The sequence below is a fragment of the Nocardia sp. NPDC088792 genome (genome assembly GCF_044750615.1).
Taxonomy (GTDB): Bacteria; Actinomycetota; Actinomycetes; order Mycobacteriales; family Mycobacteriaceae; genus Nocardia.
Genome location: NZ_JBIVKC010000003.1, coordinates 122,183 through 145,489, shown reverse-complemented (window position 1 = coordinate 145,489; position 23,307 = coordinate 122,183). Strand labels below are relative to the sequence as shown.

The following is a 23,307-nucleotide window of genomic DNA, read 5'->3' as shown; positions in this document are numbered from 1 at the left end:
TCACATCACTGTGCGGCGGCCCCGGTACAGACATAAGCGACAAGACCGTCCCTCGTCCTGCGATCCGGCTCGCCGCCGCGGCTCGCAGAATGCCCGCGAGACGGGGTCTTCGTGCCCGTCGGCTAATATGGAGGCGCTAGCTCCGCTTATGGTCACGACCGGCACCGACACCACCCGTACAGAAGGCGAGCACATCGATGACCGATTCCGGCAAACGCATCGTCGGCTTGATCTGGGCTCAGGACCGGCACCGAACGATCGGTCTCGACGGCGGAATTCCATGGACCGTCCCCGAGCATTTCAAGCACTTCGACGAGGTCACCGGCGGCCGTCCGATCGTCATGGGACACCACACCTGGAATTCCCTGCCCGATGAGGTGCGCCCGATTCCGAATCGCCGCAATATCGTCGTCACCCACACCCCCGACTGGTCCTACGACTCGGTGCTGACCGCCGGAACCCTCGAGGAAGCCCTGGCCCTGACCGACCCGGAGGAGACCTGGATCATCGGCGGTGGCGAAACACTCTCGGAGGCAATGAAGTTCGCCACCGTCCTCGCGGTCACCGATGTCTCCGCGAACATCGCCGGTGATACCCGCGCACCGGACATCCCGGTGCAGGATTTCATGCTCGCCTACACCAGCGGCCCGCACGAATCCGATGAAAGCGGGCTGACTTACGAGTTCCGCGGCTATGTACACCGAGACCTGGCCGGCGATCAGAACTAGTCACACCGGATCGACTCGATGAGGGATCGGGCCGTGGCCGGATCGCCGGCGACGGCGGTCGCGGCGAAGATGGGAGCCGAACGGCCCAGTCCCCGAACGGCGGTCGGCACCACGCGGTAGCCGTCCGCCCACAGTTTGTCGAAGCACGGGCGTAGGTGTTCGGCATAGGAGAGCCCGCCGGGCTCCGGCGGCGCCGGGATACTGTCGTGCGAATGCGCGACGCTGCCCGGGTCCCCGGTGCCCCAATGTTCCAGTAGCGCAATGGGATGCATCGCGCCGCTGCGGCGCGCATTGATCTCGGTGACGTAGAGTTCGCGCTGCCGGTCCACGAGGCAGTCCGCACACAGCCAGCCTCGATAGCCGAGTGTGTGGGCGGCCTTGCCTACCTCGTGGCCCAGAGTGCGTAGTGGCGCACGGAGATCGGCGGGGACACAGCTCTCCCCCACTGCCACCGATTCATATCGTTTGACGTCGACGGTCATCGTGCTCAGCACGACTGACTCGACGCCGGTCTCGGTGACGAGGATATCGACGGCGGGGCACCCGGCATCCGGCGCGTGGTCCAGATAGGACTGCACGAGCAGGGGGTAGGTGCGCAGAAATGGATCATGAAAGGCATTGGCCCAGAAGGTGTCCGGGGAGACACCGGCCGGCCCGACGACAACAGAGCCGTCACCGCTGACACCGTGCATGCTCTTGACGATCACCTGGCCGCCGCCGCGGACCAACGCTCCCAGCGCACCCTCCAACTCCATCGGCGTCGTCACCGTGACTCCGGGCGGGACCCGGAACCCCGGAATCCGACCGGCCAGGTCGAGGCAGCTGAGCTTGTTGTCCAGATACACACTCGCCCAGTAATCATCCTGCGCGGGGCCGTCGAGTTCGACCTCGATACCCCAGCCCTGGATCGTGGCCAGCAGCCGATACATCGCCGGAGCCATTCCCACACACAGGATCCGCACCCGGAGGGAAGTCAGGAGTTCACGAAGCTCGTCCAGCGCCGACTCGTCGGCGAGCAGATCCTCGACCAGTCGGCCGGTCCGGCGCACCGGGCTGACGACCGGCGGCGGGTCGACCTCCAGCACGCGGTGCACGTCGGCGAACCACTCCGGATCCGTCCCGTCGGCCAGCACCAGTACGCGAGGCCCGGTGGACCAGAAGACGGCCTGATCGGAGAGCATGTCGCCGGCCGCGATGAAATTTGCTTCGGCCGCCCGGTCGAAACGGGGCGGAAAATTGCGAAGATTGAACTCCGCATTGTTCGGAATAATGAGATCGACCGAGTCCGTCATACCGCCAGAGTGGCAATAATAAAGAATTATGGTAACTAGCCGTTCGGGCATGCCCTTTTGTTCGCACTCCTTGGCACAGCATCTTTCGCGGCGGGCATATTTCCGTTTAGCCTTACCGCATCACGACCTCAGCAATGCGACCGATGCTCCACTCGCGAGGGGATTTCCGCTTTGGACACGAAAAACGATCCGCCGCTCGACGGCATCGCCGTCCGCGGGCGCGGATTGACCAAATGTTTTTCCGACCTCACCGCCGTCGACGCCGTGGATATCGATGTGTACTCGGGTGAATTCTTCGGATTGCTCGGCCCGAACGGCGCCGGGAAATCATCCACGATGCGCATGCTCAGCTGCATTTCCCGGCCCACCGCGGGCGACCTGCGGGTTCTGGGCCGCGATCCTCGCCGCGATGCCGCGCGAATCCGCCGGAACCTGGGCATCGTCCACCAGGAGAACAATCTCGATATCGATCTCACCGCACTCGAGAACCTCACGACCTACGCGCGATATTTCGGATATCCCCGGCCCGAGGCGCGCCGCCGCGGTAAGGAGATGCTGCATTTCGCGCAACTGGACGAGAAGGCCGATACCAGAGCTGACGACCTGTCCGGCGGCATGCAGCGCCGGCTGGCCATCGCCCGCGGCCTGGTCAATTCGCCCGAGCTGGTCTTCCTCGACGAACCGACCACCGGACTCGATCCGCAGATGCGCCATATCGTGTGGCAACGCCTGCTCGAGCTCAAACAGCAGCGCACGACCCTGGTGCTCACCACGCATTACATGGATGAGGCGGAACAACTCTGCGACCGCATCGTCATCATCGACCGCGGCCACATTGTCGCCGAGGGCACGCCGCAGGTGCTGATCAAGGAGCACGCCGGCCAGGAGGTCGTCGAACTCTGGTTCCCGGACAGCCCGACCGAGGAGACGACGCTGCTGCTCGGCGGCATCGCCGAGCAGTTCGACATCCTGCCCGACCGGGTGATTCTCTATGTCCCGCACGGTGACAGCGCGGTCAGCGAGGTGCATCGCCGCGGATTGTCGCCGACCCGGGTGACCGTGCGCCGGTCCACGCTGGAGGACGTCTTCCTGCGCCTCACCGGACGAACCCTGGCGGAATGACATGGCTCCCCAAGCGGTCACCGTCCTCGAACGGCACGTCAAGCTGTATCAGCGGCTGTGGCGGGCCTCCGCGTTCTCGTTCTTCATTCTGCCGATCCTGTTCCTGGTCAGCATGGGCTGGGGGGTCGGGCATTACGTGCACACCATCGGCGGCCACGATTACCTGAAATGGATCGCACCGGGCCTGCTCGCCTCGACCGCGTTCCAGATCGGCGCGAACGAATCCACCTACGGGGTATTGAGCGAATTCAAGTGGGTGGGCGGGATTCACGCGATGCGTTCCACGCCGGTCCGCGTCCCCGATATGGTGCTCGGCTGGCTACTCTATGTCCTGATCGTCACCGAGGTCGCCACCGGCGCTTTCTTGATCGTGGCGTGGGCTTTCGGTGCGGTGACGCCCGGCTTGGCCGTGTCCGCGCCTTTCATCGCCGGGCTCGTCTCGATCGCCGTCGCCGCACCGACCACGGCCTTCTCGGCGGCGATCGACGATGTGGACTGGTTCCTGCTGCTGGGCCGCTTCCTGATCCTGCCCGCGGTGCTGTTCTCCGGTGTGCTGTTCCCGGTCAGCCAGTTGCCGGTCTTCCTGCAGCCGCTGTCCTACTTCTCACCGCTCACCCATGCGGTGATCCTGTTGCGGGACTTCACTTTCGGTAATCCCCCGCTGCTGTCCGCCGCAGGCCATGCCGCCTATCTGCTGGTGTGGCTGGTCGCCGGCTGGTGGCTGGCGAAGCGCTCGTTCCGACGCCGTCTCGACGATTGAGGTCCCGACACCATGGCTACCGTTGTCTCCACCGGTTCCGCCGCACCGGATCGGGCGTTCCCGGTTCATGTTCTCACCGTGCTGGAACCCATGTTCGTGTTCACGTTCAAGCATCGGCGCGGGGTGACGCTGTTCAGTGCGATCTGGCTCTCGGCGGTCCTCGAGCCCGTGCTGTATCTGCTGGCGCTGGGTCTGGGCGTCGGCAGTCTGGTGAACCGCCGGATCACCACCGACGGCCAGACCATGAACTATCTGCATTTCGTCTCTCCCGCAATGCTTGCCGTGTCCTGCATGTCCGGCGCGATCTCGGCGTCGGTGTTCAGCTTCTATACCCGGCACAAGCAGCACGGCATGTTCCGCATGATTTCGACGACGTCGATCACCACCCGGGAAATCGTGGTCGGCGACTGGTTGTGGGAGATCCTGCGGGTTTCCATGCTCAGCGGCATCTTCGTCATCGTGCTGGCGCTGGCCGGACTCGTCGGAATCGGTAATGCCGTGGTCGCTTTCGCCGCGACCGTTCTCATCAATGCCGCGTTCAGTGCCGTCGGTATCGGGCTGGCCATGCTGCTGCGTGGCTGGCAGGACTTCGATATCGTCACCGTCGGCCAGACCGTGCTGTTCCTGTTCTCGGGCACGTTCTTCCCGGTGTCCCAATACCCGTCCTGGGCGCAGGTTTTCGCCGAACTCACCCCGCTGTATCACGCGATCGAGCTGCTACGCGGCATCACCGTCGGCGATTACGGCACCGGAATGCTCGTGCACGCCGGCTACCTGGTGCTCATGACCGCCGCCGGACTCGTTTTCGCCACCCGGCGGGTCGATGCCGACCTGCACGCGTGAACCTTCCCGACAGGAGTTTCGATGCCTCACTTCATCAGCTCGCTGGACGAGCTGGAAACCACCGCTCCGCGCCACGTCCTGGTGTTGTATTCCGGTGGGGTGGACGGCAGTTATCTGCTGCAGTGGCTGGCCCGCCGCCGTATCGAGGTGACCGCCCTGCAGGTCCGCATCGGCGAGGCCGGTGAGGTCGACTCGGACCTCGCCAAACGGCGGGCCGCCACCTTCGGGGTGAGCCTGCACACCGTGGACGCCTCCCAGGAGTTCTTCACCCGATTCCTGCCGCCCGCAATCCATGCCGATGCCTACTATCAGGGCCAATACCCCGTGGGCTCGACGCTGACCCGGCCGCTCATGGCCAAGGTCGCCGTCGATGTGGCCGGCCAGTTCGGGTGTGATGCCGTCGCGCACACCGCCACCTACACCCAGAACAGCTCGCTGCGCCTGAGCGCCTCGCTGGCGGCGCTCGACCGCGAATTGGTCGTCGCCGCACCGTTCCTGGGCTCGCACATCCCCCGCGAGGTCAAGGTGCAGGTATTGCAGGAGGCCGGAATCGGTTTCGACATGGGCGTTTACAGTGTCGACGCCAATCCGTGGGCGCGCGTCATCGAATCCGGCGGCGTCGAGGACCCGGAGGTGACCCTCGACGAGACCGTCTTCACCTGGACCCGCGATATCGACGATTGTCCCGCCGGCGGCACCGAGATCGAGCTGCGCTTCGCCGGCGGGCTGCCCGTCGAACTGGACGGTCAGCCGACGACTCTCGGCGATCTGGTGCCCGTGCTCAACGAACTCGGCGGACTGCACGGCGTCGGGCGTTTCTCCGGGCTCGAGGACACCCCGTTCGGCGTGAAGAACCACGAGGTCCGCGAGGCTCCCGCCGCCACGGTCATCACCACCGCGCACCGGGCCCTGGCCAATGCCGTCTACGGGATGCGCGAGCACACCATCCGCGCCGCCCTCGCCCGGGAGTGGACCGACCTGGTCGTGCACGGCGGCTGGTACGGCCATCTGGCCCAGAGCCTTTCGCGTTGCCTGGCCGATCTGGACGAGCCGCTCACCGGCACCCTGGGCCTGCGACTGCATCGCGGGGCCGTGCGCGTACTGCGGCTGAAGTCGGAGAACGGGTTGTACTACTCGCGTTTCGGCCAAGACTTCACGCGCTGGATGAGCGGATACTCCTACGGGCCCTGGCTGACCCAGGCCACCATCGCCGATGCGGTGCGCAGCGGGCACGACGGCCTCTGGTGACGGCGCGATGAGTCCTCTCGGCGATGGCACGACGAGCGCTGCCGACACGCTGGACGCCGGTAAGCGGATCGTCGATCTCAGCCACCCTGTCACCGCCGGGATGGTCACCTATCCCGGCCTGCCCGGACCGGAGATCTCCGACCACCTGTCGCGTGCCGAATCCCGCCGGAAGTATGCGCCCGGAACGGAATTCCAGATCGGGCGCATCAGCATGGTCGCCAATACCGGCACCTATCTGGACGCGCCGTTCCATCGCTTCGGCGACGGCGCCGACCTTGCCGCGATACCGCTGTCGCGGGTCACCGATCTCGAGGCGATCGTGGTGCGCGGCACGCATCGCGCCGTGGGCGTGGGCGAGCTGGCGCCGCACCGCGCTGCCGTTCCCGGCCGGGCCGTGCTGCTGCACACCGGCTGGGATCGGCATTGGGGCACGCCCGGTTACGGCGCGGCCGACCATCCGTTCCTCACCGCCGAGGCCATCGAATGGCTTGTCGCACAGCGGCCTTCGATCGTCGGCATCGATTCGGTGAACATCGACGATATGGCCGACGGCACGCGGCCCGCGCACACCGGGCTGCTGGCCGCCGGTATCCCGATCGTCGAACATCTCACGGGACTCGACCGCCTGCCCGATCGCGGGTTCCGGTTCCATGCGGCGCCGATCGCCATCGCCGGCATGGGCACGGTGTCCGTGCGCGCCTACGCGGTCGTGCCCGGGGATCTCGGCTGAACAACCCTCGTGCCCTTCATCGGAACTGCTCGCGCAGATCGGTGAAGGGCATGCACGGATGGAAGTACACGTACTCGCCGCGGGTTTCGATCTTCTCGGCCATCAGGTCGATCGTCGCCCGCGCCGACCGCAGATCCCCGGCGCGTTGCTGCGCCATCGCCAGCAGTCCGAGATTCAGCGGTACCCGGATTTCGACGCGGGTCCGGTCCAGCCGTCCGAGGGCCTCGTTGATCAGTGCGAGGCCGTCGTCGACGCGGCCGCGATACGCCATGGCCCAGCCGTACAGTACGACGGTCATATCACCCCAGTAGTCCAGTTCGTGGGTTCCGGTCAGCTCCAATGCGGCGGCGCTGCTGAGCCATACGCGCTCCACGTCGTGCGCCAGGACGGCGACCAGCGCATCCACGTAGAGGAACAAGGCCCGTTCGGCGGGTGGACTGTCCGCGGTCAGGGTCTCCATCTGCGTCAGCCACTGCCCGGCGCGCGTCCGATCCCCCAGCAGCCATGCGCACATCGCCCCGTAGGCCCGGCAGATCACCCGCGGGTCGTACTGGAATACCCGCCGCAGTTCACCGACCTGATACGGCTGCACCAGATCGTCGGCGGCGTGCACCGCCGCGGCGAACTCCGCCAGCGCGCCACGGACATCGCCCTGCACGTAACGCACCAGGCCCCGTCCGTACGCGCCGCCCACCACGGCGATGACATTGCCGGTGCGCCTGCCGATTTCGCGTAGTCGTTCGGCGAGTTCGGCGGCCGTTCCGTACTGGCCCGCCGCCCACTGCGCCAGGTTCAGCCCCAGCAGCACCGACGGCTGATCCGGATCCGCCGGCTCCTGCGACAGGTCCTCCGCCCGGGAGAATGCCCGCCCCGCTTCCGCGTCGGCGAAACCGGCTGTGATGGTCAGTAGTTGGCCCAGCCGGGTCTGTAATCGCCGTTCCCATGCGGTCACCGCCGCACCCGCGCCGGCGGTGCGCGTCAATTCCACCGCGCGGCGCAGCCACATCTCGGCCTGCTCGTAGTCGAGGTTCCGTTCGGCTCGTTCGGCCGCCATGGCCAGTCGCTCGAGCACCAGTGCGGTATCGAGTACCGCGGCCGCGCGCCAGGAGTGGTAGGCGATCTGCTCGATGTATTCCTCGGCCGCGGTGCGCCTTTCCACCAGTACCTCGGTCACCCGCCGATGCAGTGTGGCCCGTTCGCTCGCCGTCAGTTCCTCGTGCAGCACGTCGAACACCAGGGCGTGTGTGAAGCGCAGGACGTCGATGCGGTCGGGATCCGCCCGTAACAGGTTGGCCCGCATGGCCTGTTCGATGTACCGGTGGGTCGGGCGATCGGCGCCGAACACCGAATACAGCAGGGAGACCGGGATCTCCGTGCCGATCACCGTGCAGCAGCGCAGCAGGGCCAGGGTATTGGCGTCGAGCTTGGACAGGCGGTGGTGCAGCACTTCGCGCACCCCGAACGGCACGTGATTGAGCAGTAGCCTGCCGATCTCGGCGCCGTCGCCGGTGCCGCCCTGTGCCAGCGAGGACAACAGCTGGGTCAGCAGGAACGGGTTGCCGTTGGTGCGCGCGTGCAAGGCCGCGCGCAGGGCCGCCGGGATCTCGTGACCGGTGAGCGCCACCGCCAGCTGCGCCACCGCTTCCGGGCTGATCCCGCGCAATTGCACGGTCTCCGAATAGGATTCGCGCAGCACGCAGCCCAGCGTCTCGCGTAGTGCGGGCGAGAGATCGGGGGCGGTGTCCCGGGTCGAGGCCACCATCAGCAGTGGAGTGTGCCGGATCCGTCCGGCCAGTAGCCGGAACAGCTCCAGCGAGGGCCGATCGGCCCAGTGCAGATCGTCGAACACGATCGCCAGCGGACGCTCGGTGGCCAGTTCCACCAGGATCCGGCACAGCTCGTCATGTATCCGGAAGCGGGCCTGCGCCGGGTAGACCGACTGCGGCGCAGGCGATTCCGGACGCGATAGATACCCCGGTAGCAGCGGTGCGAGCAGGGCCTCCGACCCGGCGATCATCCGGCCGAAGGCCTCCGGGCGCAAGGCCGCGAGTTGCCGGAGCACCTGCACCCACATCCAATGCGCGGGCGCCCCTTCGACTTGCACGCCGCTGCCCCACACCACATCGATGGCGCCGGCGGTCGAGAGGTTGCCGTCCAGCTCGATCAGCAGTCGTGTCTTGCCGATTCCGTCTTCGCCCGCGACCACGATCGTCCGCCCGGCGCCCGTCAGGGTCGCCGCCGTGGCGCGTTCGAGCCGTGCGAGTTCCTGTTCCCGGCCCGCGAGCACGGGACGGTCCGCGTGCGTGATCGCGGAGCGCACCTGCGCGGCGGCGGTGACCGGGCGGGCGCCCGCGTCGGCATCCTTCAGGCTCGGATCCTGCCGCAGGATCGCGCTGTAGAGATGCTGGAGTTCCTCGCCCGCGTCGATGCCGAGTTCCTCCGCGAGCCGGCGGCGGGTGTGTTCGTAGGCGTGCAGCGCATCGGCCTGCCGGCCCGACCGGTACAGGGCGAGCATGAGTTGCCGCACCATGGGCTCGTGCAGCGGGTGGTTGCGCACCTCGTCCACCAGGGTGGCGATGACGGCTTCGTGCCCGCCGAGGGCGATGGCGGCCTCCGCGTGCCCGGTGACCGCTGTCAGGCGCACCTGTTCGAGGCGATCGGCCTCGTCGGTGGCGAAGCGGTAGGCGGCGAATTCCGCGAAGGGCGTGCCTTGCCACAGTTCCAGTGCGCCGGTCAGCCGTTTCCGTGCGAGCTCGAAATCCCCTTCGCGCAACGCGATTCGGCCTGCCGCCGCCTCGTCCTCGAAGCGGAAGGCGTCGATCCTTTCCCGGTCGAGCGCCAGCAGATATCCGGGCGCGCGATGTTCCACGAGATTGCCGCCGAGGCCGCGCCGGGGACCGCGCAGGATCCGGCGCAGCCGGGAGACGTAGGTCTGCAGCGTGGCCGCGGCGTGCTCGGGCGGCGCGGTGCCCCAGATTTCCTCGGTGATCTTCTGGGTGGAGACGACATGACCGGTGTGCACGGTCAGCAGTGCGAGAATTGCGCGTTGCCGGGGCGGGCCGATATCCACCGGGCGCGTACCACAGAATGCCGCGAAATCTCCGAGAACCGCGATATTCAAACTTTCCAGATTGCTCATCCTGATATCAACGCCTCAAAATAGCCGGAGCTGACATCGGATTTCGGAAGAATACCGCCCGACGGCACTGGCGCCAGCGGCCCCCATCGGCCCTACCGCACCCCCTCCCGATAAATTACAGCGGCACAGCCGGATTCGCTGCCGACAGACCAGGGCACAGCCTTGCCCGGTCAGCCCATTCCAACGATCACCGGAAAATGCTCACAGTCAGGTGCCCACCGGATCGAGATCCGATAGCCGACGATGGAAGTGAGGTCTTCGTGTTCTGTACATCGGCTGAACTCCTCCGCAATAACGATCGAGCCGTAGCATGCTCGAATTTGTCGATATCGGCAGAACAACTTCCAAAACAAGACCGCCGATGCTACCGGACCGGGTCCGGGCCGGACCGGTGTGCAGGTGAACAATGTCTGACGGTCGAATAAGCATCATTGCTGAAGACGAATCGACGCGGCGACTTCCCGGACCGTGCCCGTCAGTACTCGCCCGGGTTCGAGCCGCACGTTCAGCTCGCCCTTGCATTCATCGAGCAGCCGGAAGGCCAGCATCGAATTCCCGCCCAGTTCGATGAAGGTGTCCCCGACCCCGACCGACTCGACCGCCAGTACCCGCCGATAGATGGCGATCAGCGCCGCCTCCTCCGCACTCGCCGGCGGTTCCGCCTGCCGCGCCGACGTGACGCTGTCGTGCCAGGCCGTCAGCAGCGCGGCGGTGTCGATCTTGCCGTTCACGGTCGAGGGAATCCGCGGCAGCACCACGATCCGCTCGGGGCGCATGTGCTCGGCGAGCGTCGCCGCGGTCTCCGTCCGTAGTGCGGCCGGGTCCAGCGCCGCGGGTTCGAGGCCCGCGGCGGGTGCCACGAAGGCCAGCAGTCGCACCGGGGTACCGTGCGCCAGCACCGCGCAATCACCCACCCGGGGATGGGCGGCCAGCACCGACTCGATCTCGCCGGGCTCGACCCGCAGTCCCCTGATCTTGATCTGCCGGTCGATGCGGCCCAGATGTTCCAGCACCCCGTCCGGCCGGAACCGGCACAGATCCCCGGTGCGATACAGCCGCGCGCCCGGCGGCCCGTAGGGGTCCGCGACGAACCGCTCCGCGGTGCGTGCCGGGGCATTCCAATACCCCAGTGCCAGACCGATTTCGCCGCCGATGTAGGCCTCGCCCGCCATGCCCGCCGGAACCGGTTCGAGGCGTTCGTCCAGGATCGAGAACCGGAAGTTCGCGGCCGGTCGCCCCAGCGGCACCGGGGCGCCCGGTTCCACCGGCAGCGGCATATCGACCACGCTGCCGGCCTCGGTGGGCCCGTAGCAGTTCAGCAGCGTCGCCGCCGGCAGCACCCGGTGGAAGGTGTCGCGGATGCGGGTGGTCACCGGCTCACCCCCGCACAGCGCCCACCGCAGTCGCGATACCCGCACTGCCGCAACATGTTCGAGGAACGGGCCCATCACCGTGGGCGACAGGAACAGCGTCGATATCGGAAACCGCTCGACCAGCCGGGCGAGATGACCCGGGTCCCGATGCCCGCCGTCCCGGCAGATCACCAGGCGCGCACCGTGATACAGCGGCCAGAAGATCTCCCAGATGGACACGTCGAAGCCCGGCGAGGTCTTGAACAAAGCGCTGTCGTCCGGGCCGAACGGATACCGTTCCTGCAGCCAGAGCAGATTCGCCAGCGCGCCCGCGGTCGGATAGGCGACGCCCTTCGGGCGCCCGGTGGTGCCCGACGTATAGAGGATGTGCAGCAAGCCGCCGCTCGCGGCCGTCACCCCCGGATCGGTGGCGGGGCAGGCCGCGTACGCGGCCTCGTCGGTGACATCGACAATCTCCCAGGGCCCCGGTGGGATTCGATCCCGGCCGGCGGTATCGGTGAGCACCTGGACCGGCGCGGCGTCGGCGAGCATGAAAGCCACTCGCGCATCCGGCAATTCGGAATCCACCGGCACGTAGGCCGCACCGGTCTTCACCACCGCGTAGATGGCGACGATCTGTTCGATACTGCGGCGCAGGCACACCCCCACCCGCGCACCGGGCCGCACACCCCGCCGCGCCAGCAGATGCGCCAGCCGGTTCGCCCGATCGTTCAGTTCCCGGTAGCCGACCTCCGTGCCCGCCTCGTCCACGAGCGCGACCGCGTCGGGAGTGCGCCGCACCTGTTCCTCGAACGGACCGGCCATCGTGCGGTATCGGATATCGGGACGCTCGTATCGGTTGAGGCCGTAGAGAACCCGCCCCCGCTCGGCAGCGTCCAGCAGCGCATGCGCATCCATCGCCCGCTCGGGGTCGCGGGCCAGCCCGCTCAGCAGTCGCACGAACGACTCCGCCCAGCACAATGCGACGGGTGCGTCGGCCGCCGCGGTCATGCTCTCCGCATATACCCGCGCCCCGTCCGCGGAGACCACGATGGTGGCCGCCACCCGCTCTTCCGTGTCCTGAGCGCCGACCGCCGCAACCCGTAGTTCACCCGCCCCGAGCAAGGCCGCGCCGAAGCTGTCCCCCGGATCGACGGGCGCGGGCGTAATAGCCTCGCGCGCACCCTGAATCACCCGCACCCGATACCGTGCCCCGAACCGCGACAACCGCTCGGCCAGCACCGTCGCCCCGATCGACAACGCCACGAATTCGTCGGTTCCCGCTCGCGCAGCCAGTTCCCGCAGCCGCTGCGCGACAGCGACCGGCACCGCGACAGGGCCGGCACAATCCGACAGCAGCGAATCCTCCGACTCGGCCACGGCCGTCGACCGGCCGATCCCCGCGGAATCCTCGAGCTCGGCGACGGCTGCCACCACACCGTTCACGGCGGAATCACGCGACCCATTGGCAGCGGCCGACAGTCTGATTGCCGCCGAATCATCGGATTCGGCGGCTACCCACAGGCCATCGGCCGCCGGACGACGGCCGGCAGGTGAACAGTCGCGCAGGGAATTCGGTGGTGTAGGGGCGGTCGAGTCCGGTGTCATGAGCGCTCCCATCGTCCGGGCCGGCCGGGTGCCCGGCCGACGAACCGCTCCCCTCAGGGTCGTGTCCAGAATGCGAATATTCCTGTCCCGCGTTCACGCGACACCGGCTGCCCGCGTAGCACTTTCACGTGACTGACCTGCTCCGACCGCCGGAATCTACTGTCGGAGCTGGCAATTGGCAAGCGCCGCGACAGCGGCCGGCGACCGGAAGGCCACGCATGGATATCGCGATATCGGCGACCGCGACCGCGCCCGTACCGCCCCTGGACCTCATCCGCGCCCGGGCCGAACAGGCAGGCGACCGCACCGCCCTGAGTGGCGACGGCCGGTCGACGACCTATCGCGAACTGCTCGCCCGGACCGACGCTCTCGCACATCGATTGCGCACCGCCGGCGTAACGCCACAACTGCCCGTCGCGGTCCACCTGAACGACCCCGCCGACACGGTGGTGGCCATGCTGGCGACTCTCACCGTGGGCGCGGTGTACTGCCCACTCGACACCACCGCACCCGCCGACCGCCTCGCGGCGATCATGTCCCGGCTGCATTGCCGCTTCGCAATCGCGGACGCCACCAGCGCACACCGTCTCCCCGCCGCAGCGGCCATTGTCGATCCCGCAACCACGCTCGCGCGTGCCGCGACGGTCATATCAGAGCCCGAGCCGAACGTTGCCGACCCCGCGGCGGCCGTGACCAATGCCGTAGCGCTCGCACACGACGCCACCCCGTGCCTCGCGCACCCCGATGGGCTGGCCTATGTCATCCATACGTCCGGTTCCACGGGCGTCCCCAAGGGCGTCGCGATGACTCGTCGCGGACTCGCCCGGCTCATCGACTGGCAGATCGGCGACGGTGAGACGGGCTTGCGCACACTGCAATTCACCGCCGCGTCCTTCGATGTCACCTTTCAGGAAGTGCTGTCGACCTTGGCATCCGGTGGCACTCTGATCCTTTCTTCGGAGAACATCCGCCGCGATCCCGCCGCCTTACTAGACGCTCTCGTGCGCCGTCGCATCGAACGGCTGTTCTTGCCTTATGTGGCCCTGCAATTGCTGGCTGTCGAGGCCGGTCGCCGGGAGGTGTATCCGGATTCGCTGCGCCAGGTGATCACCGCGGGTGAGCGCCTCATCATCACCCCCGCTATCCGCGCCTTGTTCGCGGCATTGCCCGGTTGCCGGCTCGACAACCATTACGGCCCTACCGAAGCGCACTTGGTCACCAGCGCGACCCTGCGCGCCGAATCCCGCCGCTGGCCCGAGATTCCGGATATCGGGGCTCCGGTGTCGGGTGTCTCCTGCCGGGTGCTCGATGATCGGTTGCGCGCCGTCCCCACCGGCGAGGCCGGTGAACTGTATGTCGGTGGCGCAGGCCTGGCGCGCGGCTATGCACACGATCCGGCTCGCACCGCGGAACGATTCGTTGCCAGCCCCTTCGCCCCCGGCGAGCGCCTCTACCGCACGGGCGATCTGGTCCGCGCCGCCGCGGCCGGCCACTACGAATTCCTCGGCCGCGCAGACGACCAGCTCAAGGTCCGCGGCTTCCGCGTGGAGCCCGGCGAGGTGGAGCACGCGCTCTCGGCGCACCCGAGCATCGACGCGGCCGCCGTCGATCTGCGCCTGCTCGCCGACGGGGTACGGGCGCTCGTCGCCTATCTCCAGACCACCGCGCCGATTTCGCACCGGGAGCTCAGCAACCGGCTGCGCGCCACTTTGCCCGCATACATGATCCCGAGCCGCTTCATCCCGGTAGACATCTTGCCGCGCACCACAACCGGCAAGATCGACCGGCGCGCGCTGGCCGCCCTACCGCTGCCCGCCGCTCCCGGCAGCCGCGCCGAATCCGCACCACGGGAGCTCCTCCGGCCCGCCGATCTCGCCGCCCCCTCATCCCCAAGGCATTCCAACCCCAGCGACCTCGCCCCACCCGCACCTCCGGGGCATTCCCAGCCCAGCGGCGTCGCCGCATCCGCACCTCCCGGGCATTACCAGCCCAGCAACCTCGCCATGCCCTCACGACAGGAGCCCGCCTTGCCCAGCGACGCCGCCGAATCCACCTTGCAGCAGCCCGGGAACGCGCCCTCGTTGACTGAGCTCGTCACCGGCATCTGGGTCCGAGTACTCGGCCACGACGAATTCGCCGGCGACGACGACTTCTTCGATGTGGGCGGTGATTCGCTGCTGGCCACCTGGGTCGTCACCGAACTCGCGCAACTGCTCGACCGTCCCGTCGAATTGTCGTTGCTGCTGGAGTACGGCACGGTCGACGAACTCGCCGCCGCCCTGTCCTCCGCCGATCTTCCTGCGGCGCAACAGCGTTCCTCCCAGATCGTCACGCTACGTCCCGGCAATTCCGGCCGCGGCGTCTATCTCGTGCACCCGCTGGGCGGCGAGCTGCTCGCCTATCGTGAACTGGCGCTGGCCTCCACCGCCCCGATGCGATTACTCGGTATCGGATGGACCGGCGCCCCACCGAAATTCGGCAGCACCCTCGCCGATATCGCCCGCCATCACGTCGAACAGTTGCGGGTGGTGGAACCGGACGGCCCGTATTGGCTGGCCGGCTGGTCCTTCGGCGGCGTGCTGGCCTTCGAGATCGCCCGGCAGCTGCGGGCCGCCGGCGCGGAGGTCGCGTTCCTGGGCTTGTTCGATGCCAACCCGGTCATCGACCCCATCACCGGACTTCCCATGGCGCGCACGCCGTTCCTGGAACTGCTGGACACCGTCGCCGCGCGGCTCGACGATCCGTCCACCACCGACGCCGAACTGACCGAGCTCACTTCCGGCTCCACCTGGCTGCAACTGATGGGCGCACCCCTGCAGAGCCGCGCGTCCACCGGCTACCTGCGCACGGTCCTCGACACCGCCCGCGCGTGCATGAACGCCGCCATGCGCTATGAGCCGCAACCATATTCGGGCCCGGTGCACCTGTTCGATGCCGCCGACACCCCGCCCGAGCGCCGTGCGAGCGCCACCGCCGCCATGCGCGAACTCTGCACCGGCCCGCTGACCATCGTCGAGATCGCCGGTGCACACCGGACATTCATCACTGGAGAACACGCCGCCGAGGCCGCGGCGCAGCTCGATGCTGCGCTCGAGCACGTCGGCGCCGAAGGGAGCGCGAATCGTGGATCCGAACACTGACGCGGCGACATTCGCCGAGCAGGGCTATATCGGGCCGTTCACCCTATGGGAGCCCGAGGAGATGAACGCGTGGTGGAAGACCCAGCGCCGCGCGCTGCTGGACCCCGCGAACAATGCCCGCAAGGTCTTCGACAACCCGGTCAACTATGACCGCCATCTCGATATCCCGGGGTTGAGCAAGCTCATCACCGAACCGGAGATGGTGCGGCGCATGCAATCGCTCATCGGCCCCGACATCCTGTGCTGGCGTACGGAATTCTTCCCGAAGAACCCGGGTGATTCGGGCACCGGCTGGCATCAGGTCGAAACCTACGCCATCGGTGAGACCAGCACCGGCATGCTGGAGGCGACCGAGCACTCCCCCGGCATTCCGATGGAGCTCACCTGCTGGGTGGCCTTCACCGACGCCATGGTCGACAACGCGTGCATGAAGGTCATTCCGGGCAGCCACCGGCAGTGGCGCTATGACGAGCACGCGCCGATGAAGTGGAACAACGCCGCCAAGGACAATTCGTTCTTCGGCTACAACTACGACGACATCAAGATCGACAAGGACTGGAATCCGGATCAGCAGAACGTCCGTCACCTGGAAATGCGCGCCGGCCAGTTCTTCATCTTCACCGCCCGCTGCATTCACGGCTCGACTCCCAATATCAGCCGCCGCCAGCGCATGGGCTTCGCCATCCGCGTGGTGCCCACCCACGTCCGCATCTACGGCGGGATGACCGAATTCGAGGAATTCGGGCACCGTTTCGACCTCGACCGCCACGGCAGCGTCCTGGTCGCGGGCCGGGATGCCTACGGGCTCAACCGCATTGCCGACACCAATGCCTGGGACGAACCGTTCACCCCCGTGGAAAGCGTGGTGTGAACCGATGAAAACCAGTTACGTCACCACGATCTCGCTCGACGAGGACCGGCTGGCCAAGGATCTCGCCCAGGCCGAGACCTTCCGCTACTCCGAGGCCTACAGCAACTACCTCATCGGCGGCCCCTGGAAGAACGCCATGCTCTGGGCCGCCGGCGGCGACACCGGCACCGGCCTGGTCACCGAATACGCCTACGAGCAACGCCCGACCTTCACCGATTACGGTGCGCGCCTGCCCTACCTGCAGGACATCATCACCACCGTCGCCGATCCGGACCTGCTCCAATTCGTGCGCCTGGCCGTGGTTTCCGACAGCGTGATCATTCCGCACCGCGATTACCTGGAGCTGGGCGAGCTGCCCGAGGATCAGCGCCCCGCGCACCGGCTGCACATCCCGCTGATCACCCATGACAACTGCTTCTTCAGCGAGGACAACACCGTCTATCGCATGCGTGCGGGCGAGGTCTGGTACTTCGATGCCGCCCAGGTACATTCGGTGGCCTCCTTCGACCGGAAGGCGCGCATCCACCTCATCTTCGACTTCGCCGACCGCCCGGACGCCGGCCCAATGTTGCGGCTCACCTCGGCGAACAGCGGCGACCGCTTCCCGGCCGAATCGCGCATCACTCGCCCGGCGCTGCCCGACTCGCGGCGGCAGGAGCTGCGTCGCCTGGCCGACCTGCTCACCATCGACAACTATCGCGACGTCTTCAGCCTCGTCATCAAGACGCACTTCCGCTTCGACGGCGGCGAGGATTTCGCCTGGGACACCATGACCGCGCTCGCTCGCGCCTGTCCCGACCCCCTTGTCCTGCCGCAGATTCTGGAGCTGCGCCAGTACTTCACCCTCGATCGTTCCGACAGCAAGGAGTAACGCCGATGACCACTCGTCTCTCGGTCGGTGACCGGCTCGATGCCAGCCCGATCTACCGCGCCTTCCGCGACCATCCGTTCTTCGCCGGCGTCGACGACGCCGATCTCAGCAAGGGCCAGGCCGCGGTCCTCATCGAACAGTGGTGGCACCCATTGCATTACTTCCCCACCTTCCTCGCGCGCTGTGTGGCGGTGCTGCCCGATATCGCCGCCAAGAGCGCGATCACCCGCATCCTCAATCAGGAGGCCGGCGGCGGCGCGGTCGAGAAGGCGCACGAGGTCATCTACGTGGACTCCATGCGCGCCTGCGGATTCGACGCCGCCCGGGTCACCGGGACCGCGCCCTATCCGGAAACGGCCGCACTGGTCGAGGGCTATCGGCGCGCCTCGGAAGCACCGGAGAGCGCATTGGGATTCATCTTCGCCACCGAGAACACCGATCTGCTCATGGTCTCCAGCATCGGCAAGGCCGTCCGGCACACCACCGGCGTCACCGATAACGCCTGGGTATCCATCCATGTGCAGCAGGAGCCCGACCATGTCGAGGAGGCCAATCACGCGCTGCTCACCGGAATGACTCCCGCGCAAGAGGATACGGTTCTGCGTGCCGCCGACGAGATGTGGCAGCTGTGGATCGGGTTCTTCGACCGGCTCGCCGCCGAGACCGGCGTCGGGGCCGGTCGCTGAGCGAGGTGCGCCGTGGACGATATCCGGGCCACTTATCTGCGCTTTCCCGGCTGGACCCAGCACTTCTGGACCTGGCAGACCGGCCGGGCCCTGCCCGGACAGCGACCGCTCATCCGGCACGGCTGGGCCAGCTATCTGGCCCTGACCCTGGCGGTATTCCTCACCGGCCTGGCCGTCTCCACGCTGGCGGTGAGCCTGATGTTCCCGCTCTGGTATCTGGCCCTGCTGCTGGGCTGGCTGCTGACCGTGCACGGCGAGCGGCTCATGGTGCTGGTCATCGCCCATCAGGCCCTGCACCGGCGATTCTCGGGCAGTAAGCGCCAGGACGCGTTCTGGGGTGAGGTCGTCACCGTGCTGTCGGTGTTCCACACCTTCGGCGACTTCAAGGAGGAGCACTTCGACAATCACCATCGCCGTGAGGTTTTCGCGACCGCCGCCGACCCGCCGGTGCAGTTCCTGCAAGCCCTCGGCTTCCGTCCGGGGCTGAGCCGGGCCGCACTGTGGCGGCGGGCGTGGCGGGTGTTCCTCTCGCCGATGTTCTACTGGCACGGCCTCACGGGCCGAGTGGGCAGCAATCTGCATGGAAAGCCGTGGCGGCTGGCCGGTTTCGCGGTATGGATCGGCTGGTGGCTGTTACTGCCGTTCTGGCTGCCGCACGGTGCGCTGGTGCTGCTGCTGGCCTTCCTGATACCGGTGATCCTGTTCGCGCAGTTGAGTGCGCTGCTCGATCGCCTCGGTGAGCACACCTGGCTGGCGCCGCGCGATCCCGGTCTGGGTCATCGCTTCTACACCGCGTCGAATACCGCCGCCCGCTTCTGCGGGTCGGCGGTGCCCGCCCGCGGGGGCGGTCCGCTGGCCTGGTTGCGCTGGACCGCGGTCAATTTCGGCTATCACCTGCCCGCGCGGCTGCTGGTCGTGGTGGGCGATCTGCCCAATCACGATTATCACCACCGTTATCCGTCCACTCCGGAGTGGACTACGGCCGCCTATGCGCGCCAGCACGATATCGACACCGGGCCGGAAGGCCCGCCGTACCGGGAGGTCTGGGGCATGGGGGCGGCAATCGACCTGATGTTCCGGAGCCTGGCCGGCCGCGAGGAGGATCTCGGCAATGCGCCATCACATAGTTGACACTTTCGCCGACGCGGAGCACGCGGGCAATCCCGCCGCGGTGGTGCAGGTCCCGGAGTTCCCGTCCGCCCTCGAGATGCAGCGGACCGCGCATCGGATCGCCTTGCCGACCACGGCTTTCGTGGTCGCGTCCGGACCGGGCGAGTATCTGGTGCGCTGGTTCACCCCGTTCAAGGAGATCAATCTGTGCGGGCACGCGACGATCGCCAGTGCACGGGTACTGCTCTCGGGCACTGACCACGATCGGCTCGCCTTCGTAGCCGGCAGCGCGGTCCTGCACGCGGAACGAATCGGCGACCTGATCGCCATCGACCTGCCCGCAGCGGCACTCACCGTCTGCGAGCCACCGCCGGGCCTGCTCGCCGCGCTCGGGGTCGACGCTGCGGTGTCCTGCGCGGTATCCAGTGACGATATTCTGGTCGAAGTCGATTCAGTGGACGCCGTACGCACAGCCGCACCGGATTTCCCCGCACTGGGCGCCCTGCCCTATCGCGGCCACATCCTCACCGCCCGCACCGATTCCGGCGATGACGGCACCGATTTCGTCTCCCGCACCTTCTTCCCCGCCCTCGGGGTGAACGAGGACCAGGTGTGCGTCACCGCGCACTGCAAACTCGGACCGTACTGGGGCGCGCGACTGGGCCGGGACACACTGCACACGATCCAGCTGTCCGAACGCGGCGGCCGACTCGAGGTGCACCACAACGGCGATCGGGTCCGGGTCCTCGGTAGTGCGGTGCTCCGCGGCGAGGTGCGCGAGGACCGCCCCCTCGAAGGCGCCCGGCAATGAGCGCACACCCTCGCACTGCTGGTATTCGAAGACACCCGGCAATGAACGCACACCTTCGCACTGCTGGTATTCGAAAGCGACCGGCGATGAGCACACACGATCTCGCTCTGCTGGTGTTCGAAGGCGTGCGGCAATGAGTGCGCATACCGTCGCGCTCCTGGTATTGGACCTCGCGGTGATCGCCGCGGTGGCTCAATTGCTGAGTCGGCTGGCCCGGCACCTGGGTCAGCCGCCGGTGATCGGTGAGATCCTCGGCGGCATCCTGTTGGGGCCCACCCTGTTCGGCGGTGCGGTGACCCGGACGCTGTTTCCGGCGGCGGTATTACCGTCGCTGACCGCGCTGGCCAACATCGGAGTCGGCGTGTTCATGTTCCTCATCGGTGTGGAACTGGACCGGAACCTGTTGCGCGGTCAAGGCAGAGTGGCGGCGGGGGTGGCGGCGAGCGCGATCATTGTGCCGTTCACCCTCGGGGTTGTGCTGGCGCTGTATCTGTACAGCCACCATCCCGGGCCCTCGCGCACGGCGTTCGTCCTCTTCCTGGGCACCGCGATGGCGGTGACCGCGTTCCCCGTGCTGGCCCGCATTCTCGCCGATCGAGGGTTACTGCGCACTCCCATCGGCGCACTCGCGCTGGCTTGTGCTTCGCTGGACGACATTCTGGCTTGGTCGCTGCTGGCCGTGGTGGCGGCGATCGCCTCCAGCGTGGCCGGTCTGTGGCGGATCGCGTTGATCGTGCCGTTCGCGGCGGTGCTGCTCCTGGTGGTGCCGCCCCTGCTGGCCCGGCTCGCGCGTCGCCTCGACGCGCTGGATCGGGATGACCGCGCGCCGGATCGGGATGACCGGCGGTGGGCACGGGTCCCGGTGTGGGCGGCCGCGGTGGCCATGATCGGGGCCGGATTGTGGTTGTCGGCGCAGGCAACTCAGTGGATGGGCCTGCACCTGATCTTCGGCGCGTTCCTGTTCGGGGTGGTGATCCCGCGCGAACACGCTGTGCGCCTGCGTGAATGGGTGATCCCGAAGGTCCGCGGCGTCTGCGCGGTCCTGCTGCTGCCGGTGTTCTTCATGGCGGCGGGCTTGAACGTGAACCTGTCGAACTTGAACGCGGCGGCGTTCGGCGAGCTCGGCCTGATCCTGCTGGTCGCGATCGGCGGCAAGGGGCTGGGCGCCTACACCGGGGCTCGATTCAGCGGTGTGCGCGTTCGGCATTCGGCAGTGCTGGCGATCCTGATCAATACTCGTGGGCTCACCGAGCTCATTGTCCTGACCGTCGGCCGGCAACTGCACGTGCTCGATGCCCGGCTGTATTCGCTGATGGTGGTGATGGCATTGGTGACAACCGCGATGACCGGAGTGCTACTGCGCCTCGTCTATCCGGAAGCTCGCGCACAGGCGGACATGGCGCCGCGTGCCACGGTCTCGGGAACGGAGGCAATGTCGTGACCACACAACAGGATCGCCGGCGCATTGCCGATAAATGGCTCCCACGCCCGCCCACACCGGCCGCGACCGGACGGGTGTTCTGCCTGCCGCACGCCGGCTACGGGGCCGGCGTATTCGCCGCCTGGCCACCGCAACTCGGCGGGGTCGAGTTCCTCCCGGTCGAATTGCCCGGCCGCCTACCGCGTTTCGGTGAGCCGGTGCCGGACAGCTTCGAGGAGCTGGCCGCGCAGCTCATCGCCGGACTGACCCCTTGGTTCGACGTCCCCTTCGCCTTCTTCGGGCACTGCTGGTCGGCGCTATTGGCGTATGAGGTGACCGCGCAGTTGCAGTCCGCGAGCGGTCCGACGGCCACAAGGTTGTACGTCTCATCGCAACTGGCCCCACAGGACGGACCGGTCGGCCGAATGCTGGCCATGACCGACGACGAGCTCACCGAGGAACTCGAGACGACCATCCGCGCCCAGGGCAATGAACCCCAGCGCGAACTGGTCGCCCTGTATCGCACCATGCTGCGCGCCGATATCGAGGCGAGCCGGCACTACGTGGTGCCGCACCCCCTGCGGTTGCGCTGTCCCATCACCGCGATAGGCTGGCGCGCCGACACCGAAGTGCCGCCGGGGCTCATGTCCGGCTGGCCGACGTGCGGTGACACCACATTCACGGTGTTCGACGGTGTGCACGAGCGCTTCACGCAGGCACCCGCGGAGCTGCTCGAGACCCTCCGCGCCGGACTCTGAAAGCGAATCATCCAGAGACCGTAAGGTTTTGGTCGGCAAACTCGGTGGGCGCCGCGCCACCGAGACCGACGGACCCCTCCGTGGACACGACGGCAGGCGCATTCAGCAGCCGGGAAATGTCCGGGGAGGTCTTGTGATTCGGACGGATCTACTCATCAAGTCACCGTTGTTTCTCATGGGTCTACGTCAGACTTTGAGCGCGGCCGGTATCAAGGTGGTCGCGGTACGCGCCACCCCCGACGAACACCCGTTCTGGCTGGCCGACACCGCATTGATCGACGCCGCGGTACTGTCCGCCACCGGGGATCTGAGCCCCATCACCGAGGCGGCGAAATCGGCCGCGGTGCTCGTCCTCGACGAGGAGGGCGCCGTCGCCGACGAACTGTACCTGCGAGCCGGCGCCACCGGCGTGATCGGCAAATCGGAGCCGGGCGAAAACATCGTGCGCGCGGTCCGACTGGTCTCCTCGGGCGCCGCGACGCGCACCGAAGCGCCACCACCACTGCCCGAACCCGTCCACACCGACGGCCGCCGCTTGTCCGCCCGCGAGTCCCAGGTACTCCGTCAGATCGCCCACGGGCTCACCCACGCGCAGATCGCGGTCCGCCTCGGGATCAGCCCGCACACCGTCGACACCTATGTGCGGCGCATCCGAGCCAAACTCGGAGTAGGTAACAAGGCAGAGCTCACGCGCGCAGCACTGCTCGGCCGACTAGACCGCGACCCCGACGACGAGCTACTGACCAGGCCCCTCGGATTCCATTCGGCGACAGCCGGTCTGCGCCCCACGGTCACCGCCCAGCGGGAAAGCCGTTGAC

Annotated in this window: 18 protein-coding genes; 15 read left to right on the top strand and 3 right to left on the bottom strand. The window is 67.4% G+C overall.

Translation table 11 applies throughout. The features are described from left to right. The first annotated feature begins 197 nt into the window (after positions 1-197). Complete coding sequence (locus ACIP5Y_RS18590; protein WP_400351478.1) at positions 198-728, top strand: dihydrofolate reductase; 531 nt, start codon at positions 198-200, stop codon at positions 726-728. Here the strand turns inward: ACIP5Y_RS18590 and ACIP5Y_RS18585 are convergent. Continuing rightward, entirely contained in the window at positions 725-2,020 is a 1,296-nt protein-coding gene (locus ACIP5Y_RS18585) for a hypothetical protein (RefSeq protein ID WP_400351477.1), read from the bottom strand. The genes ACIP5Y_RS18590 and ACIP5Y_RS18585 overlap by 4 nt on opposite strands. Positions 2,021-2,191: 171 nt before the next feature. On the opposite strand from ACIP5Y_RS18585, the gene ACIP5Y_RS18580 reads away from it, so the two are divergent. Genes ACIP5Y_RS18580 through ACIP5Y_RS18560 form a run of 5 tightly spaced genes read left to right on the top strand, consistent with a single transcriptional unit; the run spans position 2,192 to position 6,723 of the window. Continuing rightward, positions 2,192-3,142 carry an ABC transporter ATP-binding protein gene (locus ACIP5Y_RS18580; RefSeq protein ID WP_400351476.1) on the top strand — a complete coding sequence of 317 codons (951 nt, stop codon included), beginning with the start codon at positions 2,192-2,194 and terminating at the stop codon, positions 3,140-3,142. 1 nt (position 3,143) lies between these two features. Then, positions 3,144-3,902, top strand: coding sequence for an ABC transporter permease (locus tag ACIP5Y_RS18575; protein WP_400351475.1), 759 nt, complete (start codon positions 3,144-3,146; stop codon positions 3,900-3,902). A 12-nt stretch (positions 3,903-3,914) separates the two neighbouring features. Next, a complete protein-coding gene (locus ACIP5Y_RS18570; protein WP_400351474.1) occupies positions 3,915-4,745 on the top strand; it encodes an ABC transporter permease in 831 nt (276 codons plus the stop codon). A gap of 21 nt (positions 4,746-4,766) precedes the next feature. Beyond that, positions 4,767-5,993: an argininosuccinate synthase domain-containing protein gene (locus tag ACIP5Y_RS18565; RefSeq protein ID WP_400351473.1), complete on the top strand. Its 1,227-nt coding sequence runs from the start codon at positions 4,767-4,769 to the stop codon at positions 5,991-5,993. 7 nt (positions 5,994-6,000) lie between these two features. Then, entirely contained in the window at positions 6,001-6,723 is a 723-nt protein-coding gene (locus tag ACIP5Y_RS18560) for a cyclase family protein (RefSeq protein ID WP_400351472.1), read from the top strand. A 16-nt stretch (positions 6,724-6,739) separates the two neighbouring features. Here the strand turns inward: ACIP5Y_RS18560 and ACIP5Y_RS18555 are convergent, their stop codons facing one another. Further along, entirely contained in the window at positions 6,740-9,862 is a 3,123-nt protein-coding gene (locus ACIP5Y_RS18555; protein ID WP_400351471.1) for a BTAD domain-containing putative transcriptional regulator, read from the bottom strand. A 428-nt stretch (positions 9,863-10,290) separates the two neighbouring features. Continuing rightward, on the bottom strand, positions 10,291-12,822 hold the full coding sequence (locus tag ACIP5Y_RS18550; protein ID WP_400351470.1) for an amino acid adenylation domain-containing protein: 2,532 nt from the start codon (positions 12,820-12,822) through the stop codon (positions 10,291-10,293). A 218-nt stretch (positions 12,823-13,040) separates the two neighbouring features. Here ACIP5Y_RS18550 and ACIP5Y_RS18545 point away from each other — a divergent pair, with 218 nt between their 5' ends. From ACIP5Y_RS18545 to ACIP5Y_RS18505, 9 genes are all read left to right on the top strand, one after another. After that, positions 13,041-15,962 carry an amino acid adenylation domain-containing protein gene (locus tag ACIP5Y_RS18545; RefSeq protein WP_400351469.1) on the top strand — a complete coding sequence of 974 codons (2,922 nt, stop codon included), beginning with the start codon at positions 13,041-13,043 and terminating at the stop codon, positions 15,960-15,962. Then, positions 15,946-16,833, top strand: coding sequence for a chlorinating enzyme (locus ACIP5Y_RS18540; protein WP_400351468.1), 888 nt, complete (start codon positions 15,946-15,948; stop codon positions 16,831-16,833). Before ACIP5Y_RS18545 ends, ACIP5Y_RS18540 begins: the two co-directional genes overlap by 17 nt. Before the next feature lie 4 nt (positions 16,834-16,837). Next, positions 16,838-17,704, top strand: a complete 867-nt coding sequence (locus ACIP5Y_RS18535) for an aspartyl/asparaginyl beta-hydroxylase domain-containing protein (RefSeq protein ID WP_400351467.1) — start codon at positions 16,838-16,840, stop codon at positions 17,702-17,704. A 5-nt stretch (positions 17,705-17,709) separates the two neighbouring features. Further along, on the top strand, positions 17,710-18,390 hold the full coding sequence (locus ACIP5Y_RS18530) for a TenA family transcriptional regulator (protein ID WP_400351466.1): 681 nt from the start codon (positions 17,710-17,712) through the stop codon (positions 18,388-18,390). Between the two features lie 12 nt (positions 18,391-18,402). Further along, positions 18,403-19,521 carry a fatty acid desaturase gene (locus tag ACIP5Y_RS18525; RefSeq protein WP_400351465.1) on the top strand — a complete coding sequence of 373 codons (1,119 nt, stop codon included), beginning with the start codon at positions 18,403-18,405 and terminating at the stop codon, positions 19,519-19,521. Next, positions 19,502-20,311 carry a PhzF family phenazine biosynthesis protein gene (locus ACIP5Y_RS18520; protein WP_400351464.1) on the top strand — a complete coding sequence of 270 codons (810 nt, stop codon included), beginning with the start codon at positions 19,502-19,504 and terminating at the stop codon, positions 20,309-20,311. The genes ACIP5Y_RS18525 and ACIP5Y_RS18520 overlap by 20 nt, the downstream gene beginning before the upstream one ends. 133 nt (positions 20,312-20,444) lie before the next feature. Continuing rightward, the gene (locus ACIP5Y_RS18515; RefSeq protein WP_400351463.1) at positions 20,445-21,752 is read left to right on the top strand and encodes a cation:proton antiporter; all 1,308 of its coding nucleotides are present in this window, start codon (positions 20,445-20,447) and stop codon (positions 21,750-21,752) included. Continuing rightward, positions 21,749-22,489: a thioesterase II family protein gene (locus ACIP5Y_RS18510; protein ID WP_400351462.1), complete on the top strand. Its 741-nt coding sequence runs from the start codon at positions 21,749-21,751 to the stop codon at positions 22,487-22,489. Before ACIP5Y_RS18515 ends, ACIP5Y_RS18510 begins: the two co-directional genes overlap by 4 nt. Before the next feature lie 175 nt (positions 22,490-22,664). Beyond that, the gene (locus tag ACIP5Y_RS18505) at positions 22,665-23,306 is read left to right on the top strand and encodes a LuxR C-terminal-related transcriptional regulator (protein WP_400351461.1); all 642 of its coding nucleotides are present in this window, start codon (positions 22,665-22,667) and stop codon (positions 23,304-23,306) included. Position 23,307 lies beyond the last annotated feature (1 nt).

Bases quoted from the DNA above. Each gene is read 5' to 3' on its own strand.
- ACIP5Y_RS18550 (WP_400351470.1), bottom strand. From the start codon at position 12,822: ATGACACCGGACTCGACCGCCCCTACACCACCGAATTCCCTGCGCGAC.
- ACIP5Y_RS18520 (WP_400351464.1), top strand. From the start codon at position 19,502: ATGCGCCATCACATAGTTGACACTTTCGCCGACGCGGAGCACGCGGGC.
- ACIP5Y_RS18575 (WP_400351475.1), top strand. From the start codon at position 3,144: ATGGCTCCCCAAGCGGTCACCGTCCTCGAACGGCACGTCAAGCTGTAT.
- ACIP5Y_RS18545 (WP_400351469.1), top strand. From the start codon at position 13,041: ATGGATATCGCGATATCGGCGACCGCGACCGCGCCCGTACCGCCCCTG.
- ACIP5Y_RS18560 (WP_400351472.1), top strand. From the start codon at position 6,001: ATGAGTCCTCTCGGCGATGGCACGACGAGCGCTGCCGACACGCTGGAC.
- ACIP5Y_RS18555 (WP_400351471.1), bottom strand. From the start codon at position 9,862: ATGAGCAATCTGGAAAGTTTGAATATCGCGGTTCTCGGAGATTTCGCG.
- ACIP5Y_RS18530 (WP_400351466.1), top strand. From the start codon at position 17,710: ATGACCACTCGTCTCTCGGTCGGTGACCGGCTCGATGCCAGCCCGATC.
- ACIP5Y_RS18515 (WP_400351463.1), top strand. From the start codon at position 20,445: ATGAGTGCGCATACCGTCGCGCTCCTGGTATTGGACCTCGCGGTGATC.
- ACIP5Y_RS18565 (WP_400351473.1), top strand. From the start codon at position 4,767: ATGCCTCACTTCATCAGCTCGCTGGACGAGCTGGAAACCACCGCTCCG.
- ACIP5Y_RS18590 (WP_400351478.1), top strand. From the start codon at position 198: ATGACCGATTCCGGCAAACGCATCGTCGGCTTGATCTGGGCTCAGGAC.
- ACIP5Y_RS18585 (WP_400351477.1), bottom strand. From the start codon at position 2,020: ATGACGGACTCGGTCGATCTCATTATTCCGAACAATGCGGAGTTCAAT.
- ACIP5Y_RS18570 (WP_400351474.1), top strand. From the start codon at position 3,915: ATGGCTACCGTTGTCTCCACCGGTTCCGCCGCACCGGATCGGGCGTTC.
- ACIP5Y_RS18505 (WP_400351461.1), top strand. From the start codon at position 22,665: ATGGGTCTACGTCAGACTTTGAGCGCGGCCGGTATCAAGGTGGTCGCG.
- ACIP5Y_RS18535 (WP_400351467.1), top strand. From the start codon at position 16,838: ATGAAAACCAGTTACGTCACCACGATCTCGCTCGACGAGGACCGGCTG.